General features: G+C 64.2%; 23 protein-coding genes and 6 pseudogenes. 22 read left to right on the top strand and 7 right to left on the bottom strand.

The features are described from left to right. Positions 1-68 precede the first annotated feature (68 nt). The 14 genes and pseudogenes from bpln_RS27700 to bpln_RS34630 all read left to right on the top strand — a co-directional run. Entirely contained in the window at positions 69-1,862 is a 1,794-nt protein-coding gene (locus bpln_RS27700) for a DUF2341 domain-containing protein (protein WP_420807368.1), read from the top strand. Positions 1,863-1,880: 18 nt separating this feature from the next. Continuing rightward, a complete protein-coding gene (locus bpln_RS27695) occupies positions 1,881-2,291 on the top strand; it encodes an ExbD/TolR family protein (RefSeq protein ID WP_042628363.1) in 411 nt (136 codons plus the stop codon). Positions 2,292-2,306: 15 nt separating this feature from the next. Then, positions 2,307-3,002, top strand: coding sequence for an energy transducer TonB family protein (locus bpln_RS27690; RefSeq protein ID WP_063891374.1), 696 nt, complete (start codon positions 2,307-2,309; stop codon positions 3,000-3,002). A 128-nt stretch (positions 3,003-3,130) separates the two neighbouring features. Beyond that, positions 3,131-4,900 (top strand): putative porin, encoded by a 1,770-nt coding sequence (locus bpln_RS27685; RefSeq protein WP_063891342.1) that lies wholly within the window; start codon positions 3,131-3,133, stop codon positions 4,898-4,900. An 11-nt stretch (positions 4,901-4,911) separates the two neighbouring features. Then, positions 4,912-5,595 (top strand): hypothetical protein, encoded by a 684-nt coding sequence (locus bpln_RS27680; protein ID WP_055140602.1) that lies wholly within the window; start codon positions 4,912-4,914, stop codon positions 5,593-5,595. A gap of 98 nt (positions 5,596-5,693) precedes the next feature. After that, a complete protein-coding gene (locus bpln_RS27675; protein ID WP_055140601.1) occupies positions 5,694-6,248 on the top strand; it encodes a YbjN domain-containing protein in 555 nt (184 codons plus the stop codon). Next, complete coding sequence (locus bpln_RS27670; RefSeq protein ID WP_055140600.1) at positions 6,245-6,757, top strand: hypothetical protein; 513 nt, start codon at positions 6,245-6,247, stop codon at positions 6,755-6,757. The genes bpln_RS27675 and bpln_RS27670 overlap by 4 nt, the downstream gene beginning before the upstream one ends. Before the next feature lie 82 nt (positions 6,758-6,839). Beyond that, the gene (locus bpln_RS27665; protein ID WP_244132112.1) at positions 6,840-7,718 is read left to right on the top strand and encodes a peptidylprolyl isomerase; all 879 of its coding nucleotides are present in this window, start codon (positions 6,840-6,842) and stop codon (positions 7,716-7,718) included. 26 nt (positions 7,719-7,744) lie between these two features. Next, positions 7,745-8,539 carry a hypothetical protein gene (locus tag bpln_RS27660; protein ID WP_244132113.1) on the top strand — a complete coding sequence of 265 codons (795 nt, stop codon included), beginning with the start codon at positions 7,745-7,747 and terminating at the stop codon, positions 8,537-8,539. Between the two features lies 1 nt (position 8,540). After that, the gene (locus tag bpln_RS27655; RefSeq protein WP_244132114.1) at positions 8,541-8,957 is read left to right on the top strand and encodes a hypothetical protein; all 417 of its coding nucleotides are present in this window, start codon (positions 8,541-8,543) and stop codon (positions 8,955-8,957) included. 63 nt (positions 8,958-9,020) lie between these two features. Further along, the gene (locus bpln_RS27650) at positions 9,021-9,242 is read left to right on the top strand and encodes a hypothetical protein (protein WP_055140598.1); all 222 of its coding nucleotides are present in this window, start codon (positions 9,021-9,023) and stop codon (positions 9,240-9,242) included. Between the two features lie 100 nt (positions 9,243-9,342). Beyond that, positions 9,343-10,797, top strand: a complete 1,455-nt coding sequence (locus bpln_RS27645; protein WP_244132115.1) for a Do family serine endopeptidase — start codon at positions 9,343-9,345, stop codon at positions 10,795-10,797. A 44-nt stretch (positions 10,798-10,841) separates the two neighbouring features. Continuing rightward, positions 10,842-11,375: a YbaB/EbfC family DNA-binding protein gene (locus tag bpln_RS27640; protein ID WP_123863805.1), complete on the top strand. Its 534-nt coding sequence runs from the start codon at positions 10,842-10,844 to the stop codon at positions 11,373-11,375. 187 nt (positions 11,376-11,562) lie between these two features. Further along, positions 11,563-11,727: pseudogene (locus bpln_RS34630) on the top strand (transposase); the annotation flags it as partial. A 9-nt stretch (positions 11,728-11,736) separates the two neighbouring features. Here the strand turns inward: bpln_RS34630 and bpln_RS27635 are convergent. Beyond that, positions 11,737-12,642 carry a LysR family transcriptional regulator gene (locus bpln_RS27635; protein WP_042628356.1) on the bottom strand — a complete coding sequence of 302 codons (906 nt, stop codon included), beginning with the start codon at positions 12,640-12,642 and terminating at the stop codon, positions 11,737-11,739. Between the two features lie 106 nt (positions 12,643-12,748). Here bpln_RS27635 and bpln_RS27630 point away from each other — a divergent pair, with 106 nt between their 5' ends. The 6 genes and pseudogenes from bpln_RS27630 to bpln_RS27605 form a co-directional block, all read left to right on the top strand. Then, positions 12,749-13,699 carry a ketopantoate reductase family protein gene (locus tag bpln_RS27630; RefSeq protein WP_055140597.1) on the top strand — a complete coding sequence of 317 codons (951 nt, stop codon included), beginning with the start codon at positions 12,749-12,751 and terminating at the stop codon, positions 13,697-13,699. Then, a complete protein-coding gene (locus tag bpln_RS27625) occupies positions 13,696-14,088 on the top strand; it encodes a VOC family protein (RefSeq protein WP_055140596.1) in 393 nt (130 codons plus the stop codon). The genes bpln_RS27630 and bpln_RS27625 overlap by 4 nt, the downstream gene beginning before the upstream one ends. A 2-nt stretch (positions 14,089-14,090) precedes the next feature. Further along, complete coding sequence (locus bpln_RS27620) at positions 14,091-14,549, top strand: MaoC family dehydratase (protein ID WP_055140595.1); 459 nt, start codon at positions 14,091-14,093, stop codon at positions 14,547-14,549. After that, entirely contained in the window at positions 14,549-15,760 is a 1,212-nt protein-coding gene (locus bpln_RS27615) for a CaiB/BaiF CoA transferase family protein (protein WP_055140594.1), read from the top strand. Before bpln_RS27620 ends, bpln_RS27615 begins: the two co-directional genes overlap by 1 nt. A gap of 6 nt (positions 15,761-15,766) precedes the next feature. Continuing rightward, positions 15,767-16,603: a shikimate dehydrogenase gene (gene aroE / locus bpln_RS27610; protein ID WP_055140593.1), complete on the top strand. Its 837-nt coding sequence runs from the start codon at positions 15,767-15,769 to the stop codon at positions 16,601-16,603. A 33-nt stretch (positions 16,604-16,636) separates the two neighbouring features. Continuing rightward, a pseudogene (locus tag bpln_RS27605) lies at positions 16,637-16,974 on the top strand (type II 3-dehydroquinate dehydratase); the annotation flags it as partial. 58 nt (positions 16,975-17,032) lie between these two features. Here the strand turns inward: bpln_RS27605 and bpln_RS34625 are convergent. The 3 genes and pseudogenes from bpln_RS34625 to bpln_RS34620 all read right to left on the bottom strand — a co-directional run bounded on the left by bpln_RS34625 (position 17,033) and on the right by bpln_RS34620 (position 20,952). Further along, positions 17,033-17,672 (bottom strand): annotated as a pseudogene (locus bpln_RS34625) (IS6 family transposase). Between the two features lie 105 nt (positions 17,673-17,777). Then, positions 17,778-19,784 (bottom strand): ATP-binding cassette domain-containing protein, encoded by a 2,007-nt coding sequence (locus bpln_RS27600; protein ID WP_158512081.1) that lies wholly within the window; start codon positions 19,782-19,784, stop codon positions 17,778-17,780. Beyond that, on the bottom strand, positions 19,774-20,952 hold the full coding sequence (locus bpln_RS34620; RefSeq protein WP_158512080.1) for an efflux RND transporter periplasmic adaptor subunit: 1,179 nt from the start codon (positions 20,950-20,952) through the stop codon (positions 19,774-19,776). Before bpln_RS34620 ends, bpln_RS27600 begins: the two co-directional genes overlap by 11 nt. 355 nt (positions 20,953-21,307) lie before the next feature. On the opposite strand from bpln_RS34620, the gene bpln_RS34615 reads away from it, so the two are divergent. Then, positions 21,308-22,711: an efflux transporter outer membrane subunit gene (locus tag bpln_RS34615; protein ID WP_158512079.1), complete on the top strand. Its 1,404-nt coding sequence runs from the start codon at positions 21,308-21,310 to the stop codon at positions 22,709-22,711. A gap of 117 nt (positions 22,712-22,828) precedes the next feature. Here bpln_RS34615 and bpln_RS36255 read toward each other — a convergent pair. Both bpln_RS36255 and bpln_RS27590 read right to left on the bottom strand, forming a co-directional pair. Further along, positions 22,829-22,996, bottom strand: a pseudogene (locus bpln_RS36255) (IS5/IS1182 family transposase); the annotation flags it as partial. Between the two features lie 59 nt (positions 22,997-23,055). After that, positions 23,056-23,403: pseudogene (locus bpln_RS27590) on the bottom strand (DDE-type integrase/transposase/recombinase); the annotation flags it as partial. Between the two features lie 341 nt (positions 23,404-23,744). Between bpln_RS27590 and dsbG the strand changes: the two are divergent. After that, a complete protein-coding gene (dsbG, locus tag bpln_RS34610) occupies positions 23,745-24,653 on the top strand; it encodes a thiol:disulfide interchange protein DsbG (RefSeq protein ID WP_082465460.1) in 909 nt (302 codons plus the stop codon). A gap of 942 nt (positions 24,654-25,595) precedes the next feature. Here the strand turns inward: dsbG and bpln_RS38495 are convergent. Beyond that, positions 25,596-25,915: pseudogene (locus bpln_RS38495) on the bottom strand (hypothetical protein); the annotation flags it as partial.

Here is a 25,915-nt window from a genome sequence, read left to right as displayed (position 1 = left end):
AAGCTGGATTCTGAATTTTTTTGATCGTGCCGGGCCGAGAGTCGGAAGGCGCAAACGGGGAGTGGATCGTGAAGCGAGTGATGGTGTTCATGATGGCGGCGCTGCTGGGCGCGCTGCCGGGAATCGCGAATGCGTGGTGGCAAAACGACTGGTCGTATCGCAAGGCGATCACGATCGACGCGAGCCCCAAGGGCGCGAACCTGACCGAGTCGGCCGGCCGCGTGCCGCTGCTGATCCGCCTGCATTCGGGCAATTTCCAGTTCGACGGCCTGGCCGACAACGGCGCCGACATCCGCTTCGTCTCGTCCGACGACAAGACGCCGCTCAACTACCACATCGACCAGTACGACGCGGTGCTCGGCGTCGCGCTGATCTGGGTGGACGTGCCGAAGATGCCGGCCGGCGCGACCGAGTCGATCTGGATGTACTACGGCAACAAGAACGCGCCCGACGCCGGCAGGCCGGCCGAGACGTTCGATGCCGACACCACGCTCGTCTATCACTTCAACGGTGCTTCGGGCGCGCCGCCGAAGGACGCCACCGCCTACGCGAACAACGCGCAGGCCGCGACGGTGCGCACCGTCGAGGACGGCATCATCGGCAAGGGCGCGGGCTTCGACGGCAACAGTTCGCTGACGCTGCCGGCCAGCCCCTCGCTGAACCTGGCCGCCGGCGGCAGCTTCACGTTCAGCGCCTGGGTCAAGCCCTCGGCGCTCGCGCCGAACGTGCTGCTCTACAGCCGCCGCGACGGCGCCAAGGCACTGCTGATCGGCCTCGACAACGGCGTGCCGTTCGCCGAGATCGACAACGGCGCCACGCTTCGCACGCCGGCCGCCTCGCCGGTGGTCGCCAACCAGTGGACCCACATCGCGGTGACCGGGGACGGCCACAACCTGACCGTCTACGCGAACGGCAAGCAGGTCGCGCAGGTCGCGGGCGCGCTGCCGGCGCTGAACACGCCGGCCGTGATCGGCGCCGACGCGCCGGGCGCGCCGGCCGGGTTCGCCGCCTACAGCGGCGCGCTCGACGAACTGCGCCTGTCGCGCGTGGCGCGCTCGCCGCTCGCGATCGGCGTCGACGTGCTCTCGCAGGGCTCGGAATCGAAGCTGGTCGTCTACGGCGCCGACGAGAAGCAGTCCGGCTTCGGCTTCGGCTACTTCGGCGTGATCGTCCACTCGGTGACGATCGACGCGTGGGTCGTGATCGGCATCCTGATGGTGATGGCGCTGATCTCGTGGGTGGTGATGTATGCCAAGGCGCGCTACGTGAGCACCGTGGACGGCGCGAACGCGTTCTTCGTGCAGCGCTTCCGCGAAGTGGCCGGCCGCCATCTGGTGGGCCTCGCGCACGTCGACGAGCAGAGCGACGAAGGCCGGCGCCTCTACAAGTCGTCGCTGTACCGCCTCTACCGCGCCGGCGTGCATGAAATCCACAGCCGCGTGAACGACCAGGGCCGCACCGTGATCACCAACGAATCGATCGAGGCGATCCGTGCCTCGATGGACGCGACGCTGGTGCGCGAGAACCAGCGCCTGTCGAAGTCGATGGTGCTGCTGACCATCGCGATCTCGGGCGGCCCGTTCCTCGGCCTGCTCGGTACCGTGGTGGGCGTGATGATCACGTTCGCTGCGATCGCCGCGGCCGGCGACGTCAACGTCAACGCGATCGCGCCGGGCATCGCCGCCGCGCTGCTGGCGACCGTCACCGGCCTGTTCGTCGCGATTCCGGCGCTGTTCGGCTACAACTACCTGCTGATCCGCAACAAGAACGTGACCGCCAACATGCAGGTGTTCGTCGACGAATTCGTCACGCGCCTGGCCGAGGCCCATCGCTCGCCGGATCACGCGGTGCTTGCCGACTGACCGGCGCGGGAGAACAGCATGCAGGTTCAGGACGACGACAAGCCCTACGACGACATCAACATCACGCCGATGCTGGATCTGGCGTATGTGCTGCTGATCATTTTCATCATCATGACGACCGCGTCGGTGCAGGGCATCAAGGTCGATCTGCCGAAGGCGAGCTCGTCCGCGAGCCTCGCCAAGCCGAAGACGAAGGCCATCACGGTGGCCGACTCGGGGCAGATCTACCTCGACGCGTACCCCGTCACGATGGACGAGCTCGAGAGCCGGCTGCGCACCGAGAAGGCCGGCAATCCGGAGTTCCCGATCGTGCTGAAGGGCGACGCGGCCGTGCAGTACCAGCGCGTGATGGACGTGCTCGACCTGCTGCGCCGGCTCGATCTCTCGCAGGTCGGTCTGGTGACCGGCCGCGCGAAGCAGGGCGGCTAGGGACCGGCGATGGAGATGACCTACAACGGCGGCCCGCCCGACAAGGGGCCGCGCCGCTTCGTGAAGCCGGTGGTGATCGCCCTGGTGGTGGCCGGCCTGGCCGCGCTGGTCTGGCATTTCGCCGGCGACACGGCCGGCGTCAAGCGCGCGGCCGCGCCGCAGGTGACCACGGTGATCCCGTTGCCGCCGCCGCCGCCCCCGCCGCCGCAGAAGCCGCCGCCCGAAAAGGTGAAGGAGGAGGTGAAGACGCCGGTGGACAAGCCGACCGTCGCGCCGAAGCCGGCCGAGGCGCCCAAGCCGTCCGACAACACCCCGAAGCCGATGACGATGAACGCGCCGGCGCAGGCCGGCACCGACAGCTTCGGCATCGGCGCGGGCGACGGCAGCGGGATGGGCGGCGGCAACGGCACCGGCAACGGTTTCGGCAACGCCAGCTACGCGCAGTACATGGTCTACACGCTGCAGCACGCGATCGAATCCGACAAGGGCGTGCAGGACGCGGGCGGCACGCAGTTCGCGGGCAGCCTGCATCTGTGGATGGACCCGTCGGGCCGCATCACGAAGGTGACGATCGCGCAATCGACCGGCGACGCGAGGATCGATTCGGCCGTGATCGCGGCCGTCGAGAAGCTGGGCAAGGTGGATCAGGGACCACCGCCGTCGACCAGCTTTCCGGTCACGGTGAAGTTGCAGGGGCGCAAGCCGGCCTAGCCGCGCGCGGAAGAAAACGTAGGGCAGGCCCGCGCCGCGGGCGCTGCCGGACAGGAACAGTCAGTGTTCGGAGCACTTTGATGATTCAAAACAGGCAGGTACGGGGTGGGGGGCGTTCGCGGGGGGCGATGCCGGTACGCATGTCGTGCATCGGCGCGGCCGCGCTGACGCTCGGGTTCGCGGGGGCGGGCGATGCGCGAGCGCAGTCGCTGGAGGCCCAGGCGGCGGCCGGCAATGCCGCGCCGACCGAGAGCGTGGTGATCAACCTGATCAACCTGCTCGTGAAGCGCGGGGTGCTGACGCAGCAGAACGCGAGCGAGCTGATCAGCGAGGCACGGACCGAGGCGGTGCAGGCCAGGGCCGGGCGCGGCCCGGTGGTGGCCGGCGTGGCGGGTGCCACCGTCGTCAACGGGCCGACGCGCCCGGGCGACGTCGCGGTGCCGTATGTGCCGCAGGTCGTGCGCGACCAGATCCGCGACCAGGTCAAGCAGGAGGTGATCGCGCAGGCCAGGGAGGAGAACTGGGCGCAGCCGAACACGTTCCCGGACTGGGTCTCGCGCATCAAGCTCGACGGCGACCTGCGCGTGCGTGACGAGTATCACTTCTACGGCAGCCGCAATACCAACAACGTCACGAACTTCCAGGCGATCAACGCGTCGGGCACCGGTTTCGACATCAACCAGAACACCAACCCGGCGCAGCTGCCGACCCAGAACACCACGCAGAACCGCAACAACCTGCTGCGCTACCGCGCGCGGCTCGGCGTGACGGCGACGCTGTCCGACGAGTTCATGGCCGGCATCCAGCTCGCGAGCGGCAACGACAACGGGCCGGTGTCGACCACCGCGACCGCGGGCGGCGGCTTCGCGAAGAAGAACATCTGGCTGAACAAGGCGTTCTTCGGCTACAAGCCCACGCCGTGGCTCAACGTGGTGGCGGGCCGGTTCGACAACCCGTTCTTCAAGTCGGACCTGCTGTTCGCCGACGATCTGGAAATGGACGGCATCGCGGCGAACTTCCGCCGCGCGCTGCCCGGCAACGACAACGTCACGCTGTTCGGTACCTTCGGCCTGTTCCCGATCCAGTACACCAGCGAGAACTTCCCGTCGAACAGCACCGACAAGGTCGGCAGCGACACCAAGTGGATGGTGGGCGCGCAGTTCGGCGCGGAGTGGAAGATCAACGAGCAGAACCGCCTGAAGGGCGCGGTCGCCTACTACGACTACCAGAACATGCGCGGCACGCTGTCCTCGCCATGCGCGCTCTCCCTCGGCACGACCAGCTGCAACACCGACAACGAGGCACCGGCCTTCGTGCAGGGCGGCAACACGCTGGTGGCGCTGCGCAACATCGTGCAGGACCCGACCAAGGTGCCGGGCATGACGCCCGAGCCGCAGCTGTTCGGGCTCGCCTACAACTACCGCCTGCTGGACCTGAAGGCGCAGTGGGACACGGTGATCGCCAACCGCTACAAGCTGCGGCTCGACGGCGAGTTCGTGCGCAACCTCGCCTACAACTCCAACAAGGCGTTCTCGGCGGCCACGCTGCCCGTCAACAACTACGAGTCGACCTCGATCCACGCGGCGCAGAGTGATTATCACAGCGGTCCGAACGGCTTCATGGCGAAGGCGACGTTCGGCGAGCCGGAGCCGCATGACAAGGGCCAGTGGAACTTCTCGGTCGGCTACAAGTACCTGCAGCCGGACGCGACGCTCGACGCGTTCACCGACCCCGACTTCCACCTGGGTGGCACCAACGCGCGCGGTTACGTGCTCGGCGCCGCCTACGCCGTCGCGCGCGACACCTGGGTGTCGGCGCGTTACCTGAGCGCGCGCGAAGTGTACGGGCCGCCCGTCACGATCGACGTGCTGCAGCTCGAACTCAACGCGCGCTTCTGACGGAGACCCGGATGAGATCCCCCCGACACGCGCACGCCCACGCCGCGCTCGCCGCCGGCCTGGCCGCCGCGCTGCTGGCGGCGGCCCCGGCCGCCGACGCGCAGGGCATCGAGGACAAGCTGCGCAGCCAGCTGCGCCTGACCACCCAGGAGCTGCACCAACTGCAGGACGGCCAGGCACAGCTGACGGCCGACAAGGCCGCCGCCGAACAGGCGCGCGACAAGGCGCTGGCGGACCTGAAGGACGCCCGGGCGCAGCTCGCCGCGGCAAAGGGCGAATCGAGCGGCGAGGCCGCCGCGAAGCGCTCGCTCGCCGAGGAGCGTGCCGCCCACGCGCAGGACACCCAGGCGCTCGCGAAACTGAAGTCCTCGTATGAGGCGCTGGAGGCCAGCGTGCATGCCGGCGAGACGCAACGCACCAAATTGCAGGCAGATATCACGTCGCGTGACACGCAACTGCAAACCTGCCAGGCCCAGAATACCGATCTGTATCGCGTCGGCCACGAGATTCTCGATGCCTACGAGCACGTCGGCTTCGGCACGCTGCTGTCGTCGCGCCAGCCGTTCGCCGAATCGGCGCGCGTGAAGTACGACGAGATCGGGCAGCGCTACGGCGATGCGCTCTACGCCGGCAAGTACGACCCGGCTCGCCGGCCGGCCGCCGCGGCTCCGGCCGCCGCCTCCGGCGCGAAGTGAGGAAAGAGGTAGCGGGCGGCGGGGCACCACGTTGCGCGTGCAACGGTGCCGCGGCCGCCCGTCGATTGGCAACACCCAGGCCCCAAGGAAAGGCAAACATGGCTGAGATTCATCAAGACAACGAGACGGAGCGCGCGGCGCACGACACGGCGATCGAATCGATCGGCGCCGAGCAACTGGCCGAGGTGCTGCGCCGCGCGGGCTACCGCGTGACGGCGGCGGAACACAACGGCACGGTGCAACTGATGAGCGCGAGCCAGGGCGTCGGCTTCGCGGTGCGCTTCGGCAACCCGGTGGTCGGCGCGACGCCGGAGAGCGGCGCGGCCGAGGCGCGTTTCCTCGACTACACGATGAGCTGCGTGCTGCAGGTGCAGGGCGAGCTGCCGGCCGAACTGACGGCCGCCTGGAACCGCACCAAGCGCTTCGCGCGGCTCGCGAGCCACGGCGCGTTCCTCGCGCTGGAGATGGACGTGATCGTGGCGGGCGGCGTGTCGGAGCGCCACCTGCGCTCGACGATCGAGCTGTGGGACCGCCTCGTGCAGGAATTCCTGCTGCATCTGCGCAGCCGGCCCGCGCTGGCCGAGCAGGAAGCGGCGGCCCGCGCGGCCGCCGAAACCGCGCGGCAGACCAGCGGAACGGCCGCCGACGCATGAGCGCCGTCGCGCGGCTGGTCGGCTCGCTCGGCGCGCGCGTCACGCAACTCGCGCGCGGGCGGCGGCCGGACGAGCCCGCGCAGCCGGTGGCGTTCGACGCGGCGCCCGGGCGCTGGCGCGACTACGCGCATCGCGTCTCGCGCTGCCTGCGCGAGGTGCTGGACGGGCCGGACGCGGCGGCGGCGCGCTCGCGCGCCGCGATCGACGGCCATGCAAACGCGCGCGCGCTGGCCGGCGACGCCGTGCCGGTGCTGCGGCTGCGGATCTGGCTCGACGCGGCGGGCGCCATCGCGCGCGTGGCCGCCGGGCCGGAGCACGAGGGCACCGACGCGGACGCGCGGAATCAGGCGGACGGAACCGGGGAGGGCGCCGCGGCTGACGGCGCCGCCGGTGCCGCGATCGACGCGGCGCTGGCCGCCGCGCTGGTCGGGCGCGAGATCGGCGCCGTGCCGCCCAGGGGCATGCCGCAACCGGTGGTGGTGCGGCTGAGGTTCGCCGGCGAGGCCTGAAGCGGGGCCGCGCCGCGAACGGGCCGTGGTGATCCACGAACACGCAATCACGAACACGCAATCGCAAGCAGGAATCATGGACATGAAGAAACTGGTCATCTGGTTGGGCGTCGCCGCCGCGGGCATGCCGCTCGCCGCGTTCGCACAGGGCGACGTGATCGTCAGCGCCTCGCAGACCTCGGTCACGCAGGCCGATCTCGCACCGATGCTGAAGGCGGTCGGCCCCGAAGGCCGCACGCGGCTCGCCGCCGATCCGGGCGCGCTCGACCAGCTCGTGCGTTCGACGCTCGCGCAGAAGGTGGTGCTCGCCGAAGCCAGGGCGAAGGGCTGGGACAAGCAGGCCGACGTGGAGACGGCCATCGAGCAGGCGCGCCGCGAGATCATCGCGCGCAGCTATCTGGGTTCGGTCAGCGCGCCGCCCGCCGGCTATCCGTCCGATGCCGACATCTCGGCCGCCTACGACAGGAACCAGGCCGCCTTCATGGCGCCGCGCGCGCTGCACGTCGCGCAGATCTACATCGCCACGCCGCCGAACGCCGACGCCGCCGCCATCGACGCCGCGCGCAAGAAGGCGGCCGATCTCGCGATGCGCGCCCGCAACGGCGATTTCGCGGCGCTCGCCAAGGCCAACTCGCAGGACAAGCCGAGCGCCGCCAACGGCGGCGACATGGGCTTCGTGCCCGAGACGCTGCTGATGCCGCCGGTGCGCCAGGCCGCCGACGCGCTGAAGCCGGGCCAGGTGTCGGCCCCGATCCAGACCGCCACGGGCTTCCACGTGGTGAAGCTGATCGAAGTGCGTGCCGCCGCGCAGCGTCCGCTCGCCGACGTGAAGGAGCAGATCCGCGCGGCGCTGCGTGCGCAGCAGACCCAGCAGAACGCGCAGGCCTACATCGCGAAGATCGCCGGTAGCGCGCCGATCGACGAGGATGCGCTGCGTCGCGCGCTGTCCGCCGCCCAATAAAAACAACGAGAGCCATAAGGATCGACATGACGCTGCAACGTCTCGCGCCGGGTGACGTGCCGGCGGCCGATGGCGCGCCGAAGGCACCCGCCGCGCCGCGCGAGCGCGGCAGCGCGGCGAATCCGTGGCCGGGGCCGGCCGGCACGTTTCCGACCCGCTGCCCGCTGTGCGGCGGCGCGCTCGAAGCGATGCCCGGCATGGAAGGGCGCGCGCGCCACCGCAGCACGCGCAACTCGGCGCGCTGCGCGCTGACCACGCGCCGCTACCAACCCGACGACCTGATCGTGCGCGGCCCCGGCGACCGCGCGATCGCCGGGCGCAACCGGCGCCGCTTCCTCGAGCACTGGGACGTCCACTTCACGATCGCGCGGCGCGTCTGGCCCGGCCTCGTGCTCGCGCGCTTCATGAACCTGCTCGCGCTCGCCGACGTCCTCGACCTCTGGTCGTACCCGGCGCTGCGCGACGAGGACCTGCCGGCCGTGCTGCTCGTGATGGCCGGCTTCCTGCGCGTGCCGCAGGCGGGCGGCGCGGCCGCCGCCGACGGCGAGCCGCGCTGGGGCCGCTTCTGGTTCGAGGCGTCGGTGCGTGACGCGAGCGATCTCTGGCGCACCGCCGAGCCGGCGCCGAACCTGTTTCTCGTGCATTACCGCGAGCCGGTGGTGACGCCGTTCCCGACTGGCGCGCAGGTCTGCGGCTGGCATCGCGTGGACGGCATGCGCGAGGCGTGGCGCGAGGCGCTCGAGGCGCCCGCGCCGCGCGTGGTCGATCATGAGCGCGCGGTGTTCCGGCGCTTCATCGGCGCGCGCGCCGGAGGCGTCTGAGATGCGCCGCGCGGACCGGCACGACACGATGGCGGCGCGCTGGCGCGTCGCGCTGCTGGCCGGCTGGCTCGCGGCGGGCGCGGCACCGGCGCAGACGCCGCTGCCTGCCGCTCCAGCCGTGCAGCCTGAACAGGCTCGACAGGACGCCGGCGCGAAGGATCCGCGCAGCGTCTGCGTCGAGGCCGAGGTGGACGGCGTGCGCGCGCTGTCGTATGACTGCCTGAGCCGGCAGCTGCAGCCGCCGGCCGCGCCGGCCGCGGGCGCCTCGCAGCCCGCGTCGAGCCAGCTGGCGACGCAGCCGTCGAACCGGGTCGGCACGTTCAACCTGTCGGCCGAACGCAACCGGTTCGGCAACACCTGGGGGAAGTCCGTCACGCCGCAGCGCCCGGGCGTGCCGATCGTCGTGCCGCCGCGCTGACGGCGCCGCGCGCGACGGCCTTCGCGGCGAATCCAGAGCACACTCACGAGCGGGAGCATCGAGATGCAGGCGAACCTCACCACCGGGCCGGCGCACCGGCCCGGCAGCGACGAAGAAGCCGCGCAGCGCGCGGCGCGGTGCCTGCTCAGGGGCGCGAGCGGCTGGATCGACTGGGACGACGTGCGCGACCGGCCCGACTGGTGCCGCGGCGCCATCACGCTCGACGGGCGCTTCACCATCGACGAACTGCGTGCGTTGATCCTGTTCGCCGGCCATGGCAGCTGAGCGCGCGGTCGGGCGGCGGCGGCGTGCCGGCATGGCGGCGGTGGCGGCGGTGGCGGCGGGCCGGAGCGCCGCCGCGATGCGGCGCGGCATGAGGCAACTCATGGAGCCAATCACGGAGAGCATCATGGGAAGCTGCGCGCGGCAAGGCGCTCGCGTGCTGGCGGTGATGTGGCTCGCCTCGGCGGGCTTCGTCGCCAACGGCCGCGCGGCCGAGACGCCGGCCGCTCCGGGCGGTGCGTGTGCGATGCAGCCGGGCGCGCTGCCGAACTTCGCCGCGATGGCCAGGCGCTACGGGCCGGCCGTCGTCAACATCAGCGTCACGCGCGAGGTCACCCAGGTCGGCATCCAGCTGCCGCCCGGCATCTCGCCCGACAATCCGCTCGCGCCGTTCTTCGCGCGGCGCGTGATCGGCAACCGCGAGGAGGTGAGCCTCGGCTCGGGCTTCATCGTCGACGCCGACGGCATCATCCTGACCAATCGCCACGTGGTCGGCGACGCAGCCACGGTCGACGTCAAGCTGACCGACAAGCGCCAGTTCAAGGGCCGCGTGGTGGGCAGCGATCCGCTCTCGGACGTGGCGGTGATCCGCATCGACGCGCACGACCTGCCGAGCGTGGCCACCGGCGACCCGGCGCGCACCGAGGTGGGCGACTGGGTGATGGCGATCGGCTCGCCCTACGGGTTCGCCAACACCGTCACGCAGGGCATCGTCAGCGCCAAGGCGCGCTCGCTGCCGGGCGAGAGCTACATCCCGTTCATCCAGACCGACGTGCCGATCAATCCCGGCAATTCCGGCGGCCCGCTGTTCGATCTGGGCGGGCGCGTGATCGCCATCAATTCGATGATCGTCTCGAAGACGGGCGGCTATCAGGGGCTCGCGTTCGCGATTCCGATCGACATCGCGCTCGACGTGAAGAACCAGCTGCTGCGCAACGGCAAGGTCACGCGCGGGCACCTCGGCGTCGCGCTGCAGGAACTCGACGAGGCGCTCGCGCGCTCGTTCGGCCTGACCGGCGCCGACGGCGCGCTCGTCACGGTGGTGGCGGCGGGCGGCCCCGGCGCGCGCGCCGGGCTGCAGGCAGGCGACGTGGTGCTGGCCGTGGACGGGCGCGCGGTCGGCGATTCGGCCGACCTGCTCGGCACCATCGCGCATATTCGGCCCGGCCGGCAGGCCGACCTGCTGATCTGGCGCGGCGGCCATGCGCAGCATCTGCCGGTGGTGGTCGGCGCGCTCGACAGCGGCACCGCGCCGGCCGCCGAGGTGCCGGTGCTGGCGCGGCTCGGGCTCGTGCTGAGGCCGCCCGCGGCTCCGGGCGTTGCGGGTGCGCCGGGTGCCCCTGCAGCGGCCCGGCCGCCCGGGCTGGTGGTCGAGAGCACCAGCGGCGAGGCCGCGCGCGCCGGGCTCAAGGCCGGCGACGTGGTGCTGTCGGTGAACGGCGTGCCGGTCGCGAGCGTGAGCGCGCTGGTGGCCGGCCTCAATGCCTCGCGCGGCAGCGTCGCGCTGCTGGTCCAGCGTGGCGACACGCGCATGTATGTGCCGCTCGATCTCGGCTGAGGCCGGGTTCGATGATGGCGAAGCAAAACGGAGAGAGGAAACGCATGAAGTTCGAATCAGGCCGGCGCGGGGTGCCGGGGCGCCGGCAGCGCGCGCGGTTCGCGGCGAGCCGCGGTATGGCGGTTGCGGCATGGCTGGCGGTGGCGGGCCTGCTGGCGTCGGTCGCGCCCGTGGTGGCTCACGCGCAGCAGACGGCGGCGCCGGCCGCGTGGGTCAGCTATGCGCAGCAGGTGGGGCAGCAGTTCCAGACCGCGCTCGCGACCGGTGGCGACACCGCCGCGCGCATCGAGCAGACGCTCGGCGACCGCGTGGGCACCGCCTCGGGCACGGACGCCGCCGCCGCGCTGCCCGCCGTGGCGTTGCGGGCCTGGATCGGCGACGACGGTGCGGTCACGCGCCTCGAATTCGAATCGCTCGGCGACGCGCAGGCCGATGCCTCGCTGCGCCGGCTGCTGACGGGCGTGCGGCTGGCGCCGCCGCCCGCCGGCATGCTGCAGCCGCTGCGCGTGCGGCTGCAGCTGGTGCCGAATCCGGACGCGGCGGGGGACGGTGCGTCGGCGCTGCAGACCGCGCAGTGAGATTGCATGGCAGGGCTGCGAGGGCTCGGATTGTTTGGGCGGGGTGTCGTCGCGAGCCCTGGTCTGCTATGTCGACGACGGCGGCTCGTTGCGGCCATCCCCGGCGAGCGAAAGCATGCGGCATGCAGGTTCATGCGAGTGCCGCGGTGCTCCAAGCGTCGCCAACACGGCCTGTAGATGACGCGGCGGACAGCATCGTTGGGTGGTCGAACGCACTCATGCCTGGCTTCATAGTTTTCGCCGCCTACGCACTCGCTTCGAGCGACGGGCTGACGTTCACGAAGCATTCCTGAAACTCGGTTGCTCGCTCGTCTGTTGGGACATCTTCAGGCGTATCGAGCCGCCTTTTTGAACTGGCCTCTTACGATGAAACCCCGAACAACCGAGCGACCACCCCACGCAGCCAGCGATTCCCCGCCTCCTGGTGATATCGCGCATGCCAGTGCTGTCGCACGGTGAAGCCATCTACGGGAACCGGGCACGAATGAACGGCGAGATCGCCCGCCTGCGCGAGCGTTTCGCCGATGTGACGTGGCAACGTCGCGACCAGATCGGTGGTCTGGACGATCGTTCCGAGGCCGAGGAACCCCGGCAGTTGCAGCACGACGTCACGCTCGATCCGCTCGCGCGCCAGCGCCTGTTCGAGCAGTTGCGCACCCGTGCCCGATTCGATGGCGACGTGCCCCTCGGAACGGTATTGCTTCAAACCGAGACGCCCGCGAACGCGCGGGTGATGCCGGTTGGTCAAGCACACCCAGTCCTGCTGATAGAGCTGCTGCTGATAAATGCCGCCGCCGAGCCACGGCACATAGCCGATCGCGAGGTCGGCTTCGCCCGACTCCAGCGCGCGCTCCGTGTTGCCATCGATTCCCGCAGCCTCGAGCCGGATCCCGGGCGCCTGCGCGCGCACGTGCGCGAGCAGGCGCGGCAGCAGCGTGATGTGGCTCGCGTCAGTCATGCAGATGCGAAAGCGCCGCTGCGCCGTCGCCGGATCAAAAGCGATCTCCCACGCGACGAAGCGCCGGAGCGATTCGAGAATTTCGCGGCAAGGCCCGATCAGCGCGTCGGCTTGCGGCGTCGGCGCCATGCCGCCAGGCGTGCGGACGAAAAGCGGGTCCTGCATCGTTTCGCGCAGCCGCCCGAGCCAGATGCTGATGGTCGGCTGGCTTTGCCCCAGTTGCTCCGCGACGCGCGTGACGCTGCGCGTGTCGTAGAGCAGGTCGAAGAGCTGTAGCAGCTTCAGATCGGGTAAATCGGGCGGCATCATGGCGTGGCGGGAATTATTGTCTGTCGCAATGACGTCATTGTAGTCATTGCATTGCCGATATGGGCGGCAACTCCTATCGTGTGCCTGAACGTCAAGGAGATGCCCAGTGAAGATTGCGATTCTCGGCGCCGGCGCACTAGGCTGCGCGATCGGTGCCACTTTCACGGAGGGCGGCCACGAAACCTGGCTGCTGGACCGTTCGCCCGTCCGTGTCGACATGATGCGTCGCGACGGTCTGCGGGTCGACGACGATGACGGCACGCGGCGCATCGCGGTGCGCGCGGCGACCCACGCGAGCGAAGTCGGCGTGGCCGACGTGGTCGTCGTGCTGGTCAAGTCATTCCACACCGACGCGGCGATGCGCGGCGCACTCGCGCTGATCGGACCCGAAACGCTCGTGCTTTCGCTGCAAAACGGACTCGGACACGAAGACGTGCTCGCCGATATCGTGGGCCGCGAGCGCGTGCTGGCAGGCAAGACGTATGTCGGAGGCGTGCTGCGCGGTCCGGGGCATATCCAGTCGGGCGTCACCGGCAAGGTGACCTATATCGGCGAAGTCGATGGCCAGATCACGCCTCGCGTGCAGGCGATTGCCGACGCGTTCACCGCCGCCGGGCTGATGACCACGGTCAGCGGCAACATCATGGGCACGATGTGGGACAAGCTGCTCGTCAACGTCGCCACGGGCGCGATCACGGGCATCACGCGGCTCACCTACGGTCAGCTTTATGACGAGCCGTTGTTGAAGGCGACGGCGCTCGCGGCCATCGGCGAAGCCATGGCGGCTGCGCGGGCGGCCGGCATCGCGCTGTCGATGACGGACCCCGAGCAAGCCTGGACACTCGCAGCCGCTGGCCTCTCTCCCGCGTTCAAGACGTCGATGCTGCAGAGCCTCGAAAAAGGCTCGGTCACGGAGATCGATTTCATCAACGGCTCGGTGGTGCGCTGGGGACAACGGCTCGGCGTGCCGACGCCCGTCAACGCGACGCTGGTGGCGTGCATCAAGGGCATCGAGCGCGCAATGGCCGACCAGCAGCGCAAGGAGGCGACGGCATGAGCGGCTCGAAGGCTTATCTGGAGCATGTCGCCATCTGGGTGAAGGACATCCGGTGGCATATCCGCTTCTTCGAAGACGTGCTGGGCATGAGCATGCGCGAAGTCGACGGCACCATCGACGCGCCGCGCCAGTACTGGACGCTCGGCGGCCTGCAGTTCATCCATGCGCCGCAATACGAAGGTCCCGAAGGGCGCCTCGCGCATCTTGGCGTCATGTGTGAAGACCTGGAAGCGGCATTGGCCGCGGCCAAGGCCCATGGCGCAAGCGAAATGCCGCAAGGGCGCAACTGGCTGCGTCTGCCCGACGGCCTTGCCGTCGAACTGATTCAGGCGAGGCCCGCGTCGTGTGTCGCGCAGGCGCTGAGCATCAACCCACGCGTGGAGGCGTGAGCATGACGATCATCGACAAGTACTGGGACGACGCCCGCGAAGGCGACGAGTGCGTGAGCCCGAGCTACACCGTGACGAAGGAGCGCATTCTCGCGTACGCCGACCTCACGGGCGACCACACGCCCGTGCATGTGGACGAAGCGTATGCCAACGCGAGCCACTTCGGCTGCCTCGTCGCGCATGGGCTGTTCGGGCTCTCGATTGCGGACGGCCTCAAGACCCGGAGCGACTACCGTTTTGTTCCCGGCATGTCGCTCGGCTGGACGTGGGATTTTCTGCAACCTATCAAGGTCGACGATGTGCTGCACGTGAAGTTTCGCATCGGTGCCATGCGACCCAGTAACAGCCGTCCGGGCTGGGGCATCGTCGTGCTTCCGTCGGAATTGATCAATCAGGATGGCAAGGTAGTGCAACGCGGCGAGCATCGTCTGATGGTGCCGCGCCGGCCGGGAGCGTTCTGATGCAGGCTCGTCCCCTCGAAGGCATACGCGTTGTCGACTACAGCCACTTCCTCGCCGGTCCCTACGTGGGCCGCTGCCTCGCGGCGCTCGGCGCTGAAGTCATCAAGGTCGAACGCCCGGGAAGCGGCGACGCGGGACGCCAGCACGCCACCGTGCTCGACGACCAGCAAAGCGGCTATTTCCTGCAACTGAACATGGGCAAGCGCGGCGTCAGCGTCAACATGAAGGACGCGCGCGGCAAGGAGTTCATGCACCGCCTGTGCGACTCCGCCGATGTGTTCGTCGAAAACTACCGCCCGGGCGCGCTGGATAAACTGGGGTTGGGCTATGAGGCGCTTTCCGGGCGCAATCCGGGTCTCGTCTACTGCTCGATATCGGCGTATGGCCACACGGGGCCGGACGCGCATCGTGCGGGCTTTGGCCTGATCGCGGAGGCAAGGAGCGGCATCATGCAGATGGTGGGCACGCCGGGCGAACCGCCGCCGCTGCTGCGCATTTCGCTCGGCGACATGTACACCGGCATTCACGCGGTGGCGGCGATCAACGCGGCGCTGCTTGGACGCGTGAAGAGCGGCCGCGGCCAGCACATCGACATGGCGCTGTACGACACGCTCGTTTCGATGCACGAGTACGCGGTGCAGTGCTACACGCTGCGAGGCGTGCTGCCGGAGCAAACCGGCCACGACATGCCTACCTCGACGCTTTACGGCGTGTTTCGGGCCGCGGACGGCGACCTCGTGATCGCGGCGCAAGTGGACGACGCATGGAAACGTCTCGCCGCGCTGATCGAAACACATGGCGGACCAGCCGGATTCGGCAGCGATTCACGCTTTCACGACAGCGGTGGCCGCAACACGCATCGGCAGGCGATTCTCTCCGTCGTGCAGCCGTGGGTCGCCGCACGGCCCGTCGCACAAGTGCTGGAACTACTGGATGGCATCGATGTGCCTTGCGCGAAGGTGCAGCGCATCGACGAAGTGCTCGACGATCCGCAGATCCAGGCGCGCGGCATGGTGGTCGAGCAGCAGCATCCGCGTTATGGAAAGCTGCGTTTGCCCAACCTGCCATTCCGCTTTTCTCATTGCGACACGACCATCCGCGACGTCGCGCCCGATCTCGGGCAGCACAACGCGGAGGTCGCGCAATCGCTCGGCTTCTCCGCCGCCGAAATCGACGCGATGCAAAGTGAAGGCGTTCTCTATTCGAAGTGAGACACCATGACTGACCAGTATGCGGTGATCGGCAATCCGATCGGACACACGAAATCTCCGTTGATTCACGGCCTGTTCGCCGAAGCGACACAACAGGCGATGTCGTACGTCGCGATCGAAGGTCCGCTAGACCCCGATGACGGATTCGCAAGGGTGGTGCGCCAGTTCGCCGACGAAGGCGGCAAGGGCTTGAACGTCACCGCGCCGTTCAAGCTGAAGGCCTTCGCGCTCGCCGATGAGCGCGGCGAACGCGCGGCGCTGGCGGGCGCGGCCAATGCGCTCAAGTTCGAGAACGGCCGGATCATTGCCGAGAATTTCGATGGCATAGGCCTGTTGCTCGACATCGAGGTCAATCTCGGCGTCCCGCTCGCTGGCAGACGCGTATTGATGCTCGGTGCAGGCGGCGCGGCGCGTGGCGCGCTGCTGCCGTTTCTCGCTGCCGGTCCCGCCGAACTGGTCATCGCCAACCGCGACGTGTCCAAAGGCGAGGCATTGGTGGCCCAGGTCGGTTCGCGTGACGCCGCACTGCGTGCTTGCCGTTATGGAGATCTGGCGGCGATGGGCCGCTTCGATCTCGTGGTCAACGCGACCTCGGCAAGCCTGGCTGGCGAACTGCCACCCGTCCCGCCGAGCGTATTCATGCCTGGTGGCACCGCCTACGAACTGGCGTACGGCAAGCGGCTCACGCCGTTCCTGCGGCTCGCGCGCAATGCAGGCGTGCATGGCATCGCCGACGGCGTCGGCATGCTCGTCGAGCAGGCCGCCGAAGCGTTTGCATGGTGGCGTGGCGTGCGTCCGCAAACGGCCGCCGTTATCGACCGTCTCGCGGTGCCGCTCGACTAGCGGAGCAAAGGAGAACCCGGCGAAAATGTGCTGATGCTTCAGGGCATCAATCACAACATGCTCGGCAAGCGCGACCCCGCGCGGTACGGAACGGTGACGCTCGCCGATATCGACGCCAGGGTGCAGGCGCAGGGCGAACAACGGGGCGTGCGGGTCGAATCGTTCCGCACGAACAGCGAGGCGGCGATGTACGAGCGCATCCATCATGCTTGCGAAGCGGGCAAGGATGCCGTGCTGATCAACGTTGGCGCGTGGCCGCATTACAGCTACCGCATTCGCGATGCGCTTGCGATCCTGACCTGTCCGGTCGTCGAACTCCACATGTCGAACCTCATGCGAGGGAACCGTTCCGGCACCGCCCGGTATTCGCCGGGCGCTATCACATTAGCGGAGTATGTTCACAAGGAGCGCCAGCGCGATCTGCCGGTTTCATGCGGCAGACGGATTGCGGGTGGCCCCGGTCAAGTCATGCCACGTCGAGAAGCGTACGGCAAGGTGTTTGCGATAAAGCCAAGCACGCAGCAGATGCCGCTTCAGGGCGAAGTGCTGGCGGATCAGCCCGAAGCGCTCGAGGAAAGCCTGAGTGCACGCCGGGTCGCGAATCCCCGCATGCGTCGCTCGCGTTCGCGGGTCGGCTGACGGCTGTTCTCGGCGCGGTTGTTCACGCGGGCAGCGGCCTTCACGAACACATGCTTGACGTTGGCGAGTTCGGGAATATCGGCCATGGCCGCCGGGTAGCTGCGTAACCGGTCGATAACGATCCCGCTCGGCACCGTGTTCGTCGACCGCACGCCACGGCAGCCAGGGCTCGCCACGCAGATTCACGAACATTTCGTCCAGATGCCAGGTGCGGCCCGGCTTTCGTCGCGCGGCCTTGACCCGCCGGGCAAAGGTCGCACCGAATTTTTCGCACCATCGGCGGATCGTCTCGTAGCTGACGATCACGCCGCGCTCGAACAGCAGCTCATCAATGTCGCGTAGGCTCAGTTGGAAACGGAAATACCAGCGAACCGCCTGGCTGATGATCGCTGCGGGGAATCGATGGCCGTGAGAGCGATTTTGGTTTCATTGGCTCATCTTACGCGACCATACCCGCCAACGTGACAGCGCCCACGTCACCGACTCAATTCACCCGGGATGCAAGTAAGATGCAATGCCTGATGAAAAGGGTCGCTTACTCATCGACCAGGGCTTTAACCGGGTCTAGACGAGCCGCCTTGAATGCGGGATACGAGCCGAAGACAATACCCGCCGCGCTAGATACGATAAAGGCGATCACAACCGAGTTCATGGAAAAGATCATGCTCAGTTGAGGGACACTGGCGGTAAGGCGGTTGGCGCCATACGCGAGTGCCAGTCCAACGATGCCTCCGCAAAGACAGACGAAAATGGCCTCAAATAGAAACTGCAACTGAATTTCCAGGCGGCGCGCCCCGATCGCCACTCGCACGCCGATTTCACTCGTTCGTTCGGATACGGAAGTCAACATCATGTTCATCACGCCGACTCCCGCAATCACGAGCGTGATTGCCGACATCGCGACTATCAATCCTTTGAGTTTGTCGTCGGTGGATAGGATCGTCGCGCGAATCGTATCCGTATCAAAAATCCGGAAATCTAAAGCCTGATGACGCCGGATCAACATCGTGGTGAGTGAGGCCACCAACCCCGATACGCTAGCGCCCGAGGCGGGACGCACAGCGATGCTGTCCAAATCGGCGGTAGGATTGACGCGTTCCAGATAGGCAGTGTCGGCTATCCACATAGTCGGCGACGAATTCGCGGCCACTCCCGGCCCTTGCTTGGCTACGCCGACGACCAGAAATTGCGTCGCTCCTGCAAGCACGCTATGACCGACCGCCTGCTTGCGCCCAAACAGCATGGTACGGGCCGCAGTATCGAGAACGGCTTCCGGTACGGCACGTTGAAGTGCCACCGTGCTGAAAAAACGGCCCTCCAGCATGGAGAGCCGATTCACGGCGGCGTAGGTGCTATCCACACCGTCCAGCGTTCCGTTGACCGTCCCCAAGTCGGATCGAAGCAATTGCGCACTGGTCAACACCGGCGTGGCGCCCTCCACACCATCTTGGGCGGTGACGGCGGCGAGATCCGCCATCGTAATCGGACGCACCAGTTGTTGCGCAGCAGGATTGAGGAAGCGCTCGGGGTAGAGCTCGATCGTGTTCGGGGTAACGTTCTGAAGCGAGCGCATGATTCGTTGACGTGACGCCTCGCCGATTGCATTAGCACATACCACTGCCGCAATGCCGATCGAAATGCCCAGTATCGAAAGGAACAGATTCATTCTGCGGCGGACGACCGATGTCAGAGCGAAGCGCACGATGGGCAATATGGCGACACGCGATCGCTGTAGGGCGACGGATGCGAACGCGTTGTCTCGGCCCGATGCGCTGCTGGATGAAACTCCGGGCTTGAACGCCAGGGCATCATTTTCCGTGTGTTGGGCACGAGGCGCATGGAGAACGTCCGATACCAATTTCCCGTCTTCGATCGTTATAACGCGCGTTGCATGGCGCGCCACGGCGGGATCGTGAGTCGCGAAAATGATGGTGTGTCCAGCGGCGTTCAGTTCCGAAAGCGCTTGCATGAGCCGGTCGCCATTCTTCCGATCCAGTGCCCCGGTTGGCTCGTCGGCCAGTATGACCCGGCCCCCATTCATGAGAGATCGCGCAATGCTGACGCGCTGCTGCTGCCCGCCAGAGAGTTCGGCTGGACGATGCGAGAGCCGGTGACCGATCCCGAAGCGGTCGGCCAGTGCGGCGACGCGATCTCGGCGCACAATGTCCGATTCGCCGGCGTAAATGGCCGGCAGCTCGATGTTCTCGTACGCGGTTAGGTCTGCGAGCAGATGATATCTCTGGAAAATGAAACCAAAGTAACGGCGCCGAATGACGGCGATATCGTCGTGGCCGAAATCGGAGATTTCAAGGCCCTCTATAGCATATGATCCGGTCGTCGGCCGATCGAGGCATCCGATGATATTCAACAGCGTACTCTTGCCAGAACCAGAACTCCCGATGATCGCAACCATCTCACCGGCCGTGACATGTAGCGATACGTCGTCGAGCGCGCGCAGCGCCTTGCCGTCCTTTACATATTCCCGCGATATATGTTCGAGCTTGAGTATTGGATTTGCCGAGCCGCGCAGGTTAGGCATCATTTTGACTGATTTTCGTAGTAGAGGATCCTGCAGCGGGATGGATCTTCGTGACGACAAGCGCACCCGGCTGGAGGCCATCAAGAATTTGGACTACTGCACCGTTATCTATCCCGATCGTTACCTGCCGGAGTAACGGTTTGCCGTTCTCCAAAACCTGTACGAAGCCTTTGCGTCCTCCCGGGAGTACGTTGACCAGTTCTGATGGCAGTAGGATTGCATGCGACGCGGATGCCACGATCATGCGCACCTTGGCCGTTGTGCCGAGCCTCAACTGCTTGTCTGGATCATCAACATCGATGACCACGTCGAACATGATTGCACTTTGCGGCTTCTCCGACTTGATGGTATTGGGACTATCGAAGTCGTGGGGGGCGGGGGAAATTGAACGAACTGTGCCGTGGTATTCGCGGCTACCACCCAACAGAGAGATAGAGGCTTTCTGCTGAAGCTTGACCTTACCGATATCAATTTCAGACACCGATGTCCGTATGATGAGTTTTTCGGGGTCCGCCAGCATGACAATATTTGGCGTTATCTGATTCGCGTTGACCGTTTGTCCTTGAACCGCGAGCACGGCGACAACCACGCCATCGCCAGGTGCTTGGATTTTGGTGTAAGCCAACGCTACCTGGGCGGTGCTCACCGCGATCCTGGCCGCGGTATGTTGTGCTTGAAGAGAATGGAGATTCCCCAACGCCGCCCTGTAAACAAGTCGGGCATTGTCCATGTCCTGCTGCGAGCCAGCGTCGCTTTCAGCCAATCTACGCATTCGATCGAATGCGATGCGATCCTGTTCCACCGTCGCGCTTGCCGATTCGATCTGCCCATCTATGGACGAGAGTGTGGCTCGTGCGGTATTCAGTGCATTGACCTGCGTGGCGCTATCGATTTCGGCGATCATCTGTCCTTTCGTGACGTGATCGCCGAGTGATACATACATGCTCTTGATTTCTCCCGACACTTGTGCACCAACGTTCACCACCGTTGACGAATCCAAGGTGCCAGTTGCGAGCACTACATCGGAGATCGGGCCTCGTGCCACCCGAATGGTGTCGTAGCGTGGTAAAGAGCTTGGAGCCGGATGTGAAAAGTAGGCATAGCCGATTAGGGCTGAAGTTATTGCGATCAAGAATGCGATCGCGAAGCGACGGTCGTGATTAATGAACACTTGAGACGTTTGGGTTTTGTAATAAATCCGTCAACCGCCGGCAGATTGATGAGCCAGGTGCTGGTTGCTTCGTTCTTGCACAACGTGAAGCTAATTGATTTCGCGGCAATCGTCAAACATTGGTGTATTTTTGCTTGGAATTAGTGGAAAATTTCCGGAAAACATGGTTCTTGCTCATTGCGAGGAAATTCATTCCTCGGTTCAGGTTTTATTTGAAATATCAATTCATTGCTTGCGCCAGATATCTGGCCTTTGTACGATCGCCTAATCTGTAGGCGCGAAGATACACCTGTTGCGAATGCGGGACTGCCAGCCCGTCGACTGAGCACAATAAAACATATCGGCTATGGCTTTCATGAAAACAGGTATATCGGGCAATGGAAATTTCATTGGTATTTTTTTATTGGCTGGCTTGGCCTTGTCTCTGGTTGGATGCGATTCCATCCAGCGATCAGCCTACGAACGCCCGGAATTATCAATTTTGCCCAACTGGCATGGCCCGACGTCTGATGTGGGTTGTATTTATCCATCCTCCTGGTGGACCACTTTCCATGATCCCGTGCTGGATCGCCTTATCGAGAAGGCAATCACGACGAACTGGGATCTGGCCACTGCTGTTTTGAATTTGCGTCAAGCACGCCTGCAGGTCGTGATAGCAAGAGAGCAGGGTTATCCATTGATTTCGTCAGGAATCAGCCTCTCTGCTTCACATGGTTTCAAGGTGCCTACGGGGACGACCAAATTGGCTGCAACGTCACTGTCAGCTTCGTGGCAACTCGATCTTTGGGGAAATATTGCCGATCAGGTTGATGCTGCCGAATGGGAGGCCCGGGCGAGCGAGCAAGACAGATCGGCGGTCGCTATGTCTGTGACTTCGCAGGTGGCTGACTATTACTGGCAGCTTGCGCTCCTCGAAGACCAGATCGATCGGAATCAAGAAGCCATCCAGTACGAAGAGAAAACGGTGCAATTGGTTCAAACTCGCCATGACATTGGCGTTGCCACGGCAATCGATTTGGCCATGGCGAAGCAGGCACTCAATAGCGCGGAACAATATCGACTCTCTCTTGTTGATCAGCGTACCCAAGTCGAAAACTCGCTTTCAATAATGATCGGAGATTCTGTGGGGACGCGCTACGCTGTTAGCGCCGGGGCTTTGCGTGACCTGCCGCCAGCTATCCCGGCGGGTGTGCCCGCGGACATTTTGGCGCGTAGGCCCGACGTAAAGGCTGCAGAACTTCGGCTTATTGAGGCCATGCGACAGATCGACATAGTGCGAACTAGCTTTTATCCGACCTTTGGTTTGACTGCCGCAGGTGGGACATCCAGCGTCACGCTTCGCAACTTGTTAGAAAACCCCGTTGGTTCTATCGCCGCGTCTATGGCCTTTCCATTTCTGAATGCGTGGAGAGTGAAATCGCAGACTAAATCTGTCAAGATAACGTATGAACAACATGTGGTGGAGTTCAAGAAAATATTTTACCAAGCGTTGGTTGACGTCGAAAATGCGCTATCGTCGGTTGACAACTATAAGCAGCAGGTAGTCAAACTTCAGCAAGCGGCAGCATATGCCCATGAAGAAGAACGCGCCTATGCAATTCAATATAAGATTGGAACCGGGCCATTGCAGGCGCTTCTCGACGCCAACGAGGCCGTCCGAAGTGCGGAATTGTCATTGTCGCTTGCGAATTATGACGCGCTGGTAAGTGAGGTCGCGTTGTTTGCAGCACTCGGCGGCGGAGTCGAGTTGCCACAGTAGCAAATATGTCGTGGCTGGGGAATTCAGCGAGGAAGTAAGTCCAGCATGGCATCGATTTACGTACCGTTAAGTCATGCTTCTACTCTCGCTTGCTGGAGTGCTATGTAAGAAACGGTTTCATAAAGACCGGTGAGTTCGCTGCAAGGTGTTCCAGCAGATCGAGCAGCAGCCGAGTTTGAGGAACGCGCCGCGAATATCGGCACGGCGCTCGAAACGAATACGGAGGGGGCGGAAGTGATGGAGCCAGGCGTGCGTACGTTCGACCACCCATCGATACCTGCCCAGACGGCGCTGTCACGTTAGCGGAGTATGTTCACAACGGGCGCAAGCTTGACCCGCATGTTTCATGCGGCAGACGGATTCTGGGTGACCTCGGTCAATTCACGCCACGTCGAGAAGCGTACGGCAAGGTGTTTGCGATAAAGCGAAGCACGCAGCCGATGCCGCTTCAGGGCGAAGTGCCGACGGATCAGCCCGAAGCGCTCGAGGAAAGCCTGAGTGCGTGTCGGGTCGCGAAATCCCCGCATGCGTCGCTCGCGTTCGCGGCTCGGCTGATGACTGTTCTCGGCGCGGTTGTTCACGCGGGCAGCGGCCTTCACGAACACGTGCTTGACGTGGGCGAGTTCGGGAATATCGGCCATGGCCGCCGGGTAACTGCGCGATTGGCGGGTGGCGATCTTTTGCGGTACCGGGCCTTGAAATATTGCTCGCCACGCGAGTTTCTCCAGCACGCAAATCCTCCAACCTCAGCGTGACCAAGTGTCCGGTCATGCAGCGGCAAGTCCACGACTGAAAATCACGCGCGCACACCTTACGAAATGTCGGATTTAATTAAGCATAGGATTTCAAATTCCTCATAAAATCAGAACTGGATTTTCAGTCCAGGCCTTGGTTTCGAAAAAATAGAACATTTTCATGGAGCGCCTCCGAAATGGCGTGATTTAAGTCGGAGCGTGGCATATGATCAAACTGGGTACGCGATGCATCTTCTACCCGAAAATACAAACAATTATCGAAAGAAAAGGATTTCAAAATGAAATTCCAGACGGGGCCGGCTTACCTCATGGGCGCATCATCATTTTTAAGATGGATCGCCGCCTTGATTTTTACATTTTACAACCTGGCAAGCGTCAGCGCCGCCGACACTACAAACCAAGCCGCTTCCGAAAGAGACGCCAAAATTGCGCCGGCTCCTCCAATTGTTGCGTCTCATGCGGAAGTTAATGGGATGAAGGTTGTAAGAGAGTTTGATGCAGAGGGGGGATTAACTGGTTTTGTTTTATCAAATCGACCCGGAAATAACGTCCTGGCATTTTCCCCGAAAGGCAATCAAGATGTACTGCTGATCGGCACCCTGCTGGACAGGAGTGGGATTAGCCTTAACGAAAAATATATTGAAAAATATGGAACAAAGTTGGATCTTGATAAATTCAAGGACGCGCTGGAGCGCGCGCCTTCGGTATTCGAGGGTGCGGACGGAGGCTCGGCAAAATCAAAAATATATGTGTTTCTGGATCCAAACTGTATCTTTTGTCATTTGCTATGGAAAGCGCTTCAGCCATATGAGAAGGCCGGCTTGCAAGTTCAATGGATTCCGATTGGATTCCTGAAGAATGACTCCGCAGGGAAGGCGGCGGCACTTCTTGATTCAAAAGAAAAATCCCAGGCTCTTTACGCTATGGAGAGTAATTTTTCTGAAAAAAACGAGTCGGGAGGGATAGAGCCGGAGGAAGTAATTTCACCAGCCACTCAATCCGAGCTCGATGAAAATCGAAAGCTTTTCTCTGCCATGGGGTTTCAGGGAACGCCTGCAGTCGTTTTCTTCGACAGCACGAAACGTATCCGGGCGAAACAGGGGATGCCCAGGATGTCACTTTTGCCATACATGCTGTCGATGGCGCCTCAGGAAATGAACGATGCCGCGCTTCAAAGGTTTAAGTGAAAATACCCTCGAGCACTGAAATTATTCCAAGCCAAATCTTGATTAATTAAAAGGAGTATTTGAAATGTTCAAGGCAATTTTTTTTCGCTTTATCGCGATGTTATCGATCATGCTTACCTTCTGGGCGACCCCTGCGTTCTCGCAACAGTGCGGGGACCAGGGCGGAGGCGCAGTCTGCGATAATAATTTGTGTTGCAGTCAGTACGGCTACTGCGGGCTGGGCGGGGACTACTGCGGCGCGCAGTGTCAATCAGGGCCGTGCGATGATTCTTCCGGTGGCAATGGCGGTACGAGTGGTGGTGTGGTGGCATGTCATGCGACATGCGCTGCTCTCGGCGGGGCGGTATGTGCTGCTGTCGGCACGTCCTGCGTGGTAGGAAGCACCGTGACCGTCGGCTCGCTGGCGATCCCATGCACTGCTTTGATCATCGGTGCATGTGGCGCTTCCGCTGGAGTCGCGTCGGTATGCATCGACGCATGTTCCTAATGCGAAGGGCCGGCGTTCCGTTTTGGTTTCTTTCAATTCGCTGAAGTCGGCATTGCGACGACGCGCAGCGAATGAAAGCGGAGCTAGCAATTATTCCGACCCGATGCTCAAGAGGCAAGCGAGCAGTCCAGGACATCCAATCGAATTGCGAATGCCGGACCATGCAACCCTATTATACGAGGCAAAGATGAGTATACATAATCACTCCAACGAGAAGGAAGGCGCGCCCAAGAGCCGGCGTATTTCCCTGGTATTCGCTTATTTTGTGATAATTGCATGCTATTCCACTTTTCGTCTTCTCGGCCGGCATTCTTCGGAAGGCGCCGTGGCATCTATTGCGTCGATCACGGCGGTGTTCGCGTTGGCATTTATCCTTCTCGAGGTTTTTATAAAATTCAAGTCTAATCGGCCACCCGATTGAAGTCGTCAATACGAAATTGACATCCCCTACCAAATCAGCAGTGCTGTCGCACTGCCGCTTTGGTGGGAGCGTCCGCCTTGGTACTACAGCCGTAGATTTGACGAATCGGGAGGTATGCAGCCGCGCCGTCGATAATGGTCGGCACAGCAGCCTGCGTATCTCTTGCACGCTGAGCGGTACCGAACCTTCAGGTGTTTTTTTGCCATGGACCCTCAGGGCCACGAGCACGGCATGGGCCAGCAAGGATAGCGTGATGTGGCGATACCAGCCATGCCATCGACGCACCTCATGTTGATCAAGCCCGCATTCGCCTTTGGTCGCCTCGAAACCGGTTTTAATTTCCCGACGCCCCCC

It is taken from the genome of Burkholderia plantarii (genome assembly GCF_001411805.1).
GTDB lineage: Bacteria > Pseudomonadota > Gammaproteobacteria > Burkholderiales > Burkholderiaceae > Burkholderia > Burkholderia plantarii.
Note: the sequence above shows the minus strand (reverse complement) of the source record. Positions and strands in the feature narration are given on the sequence as shown.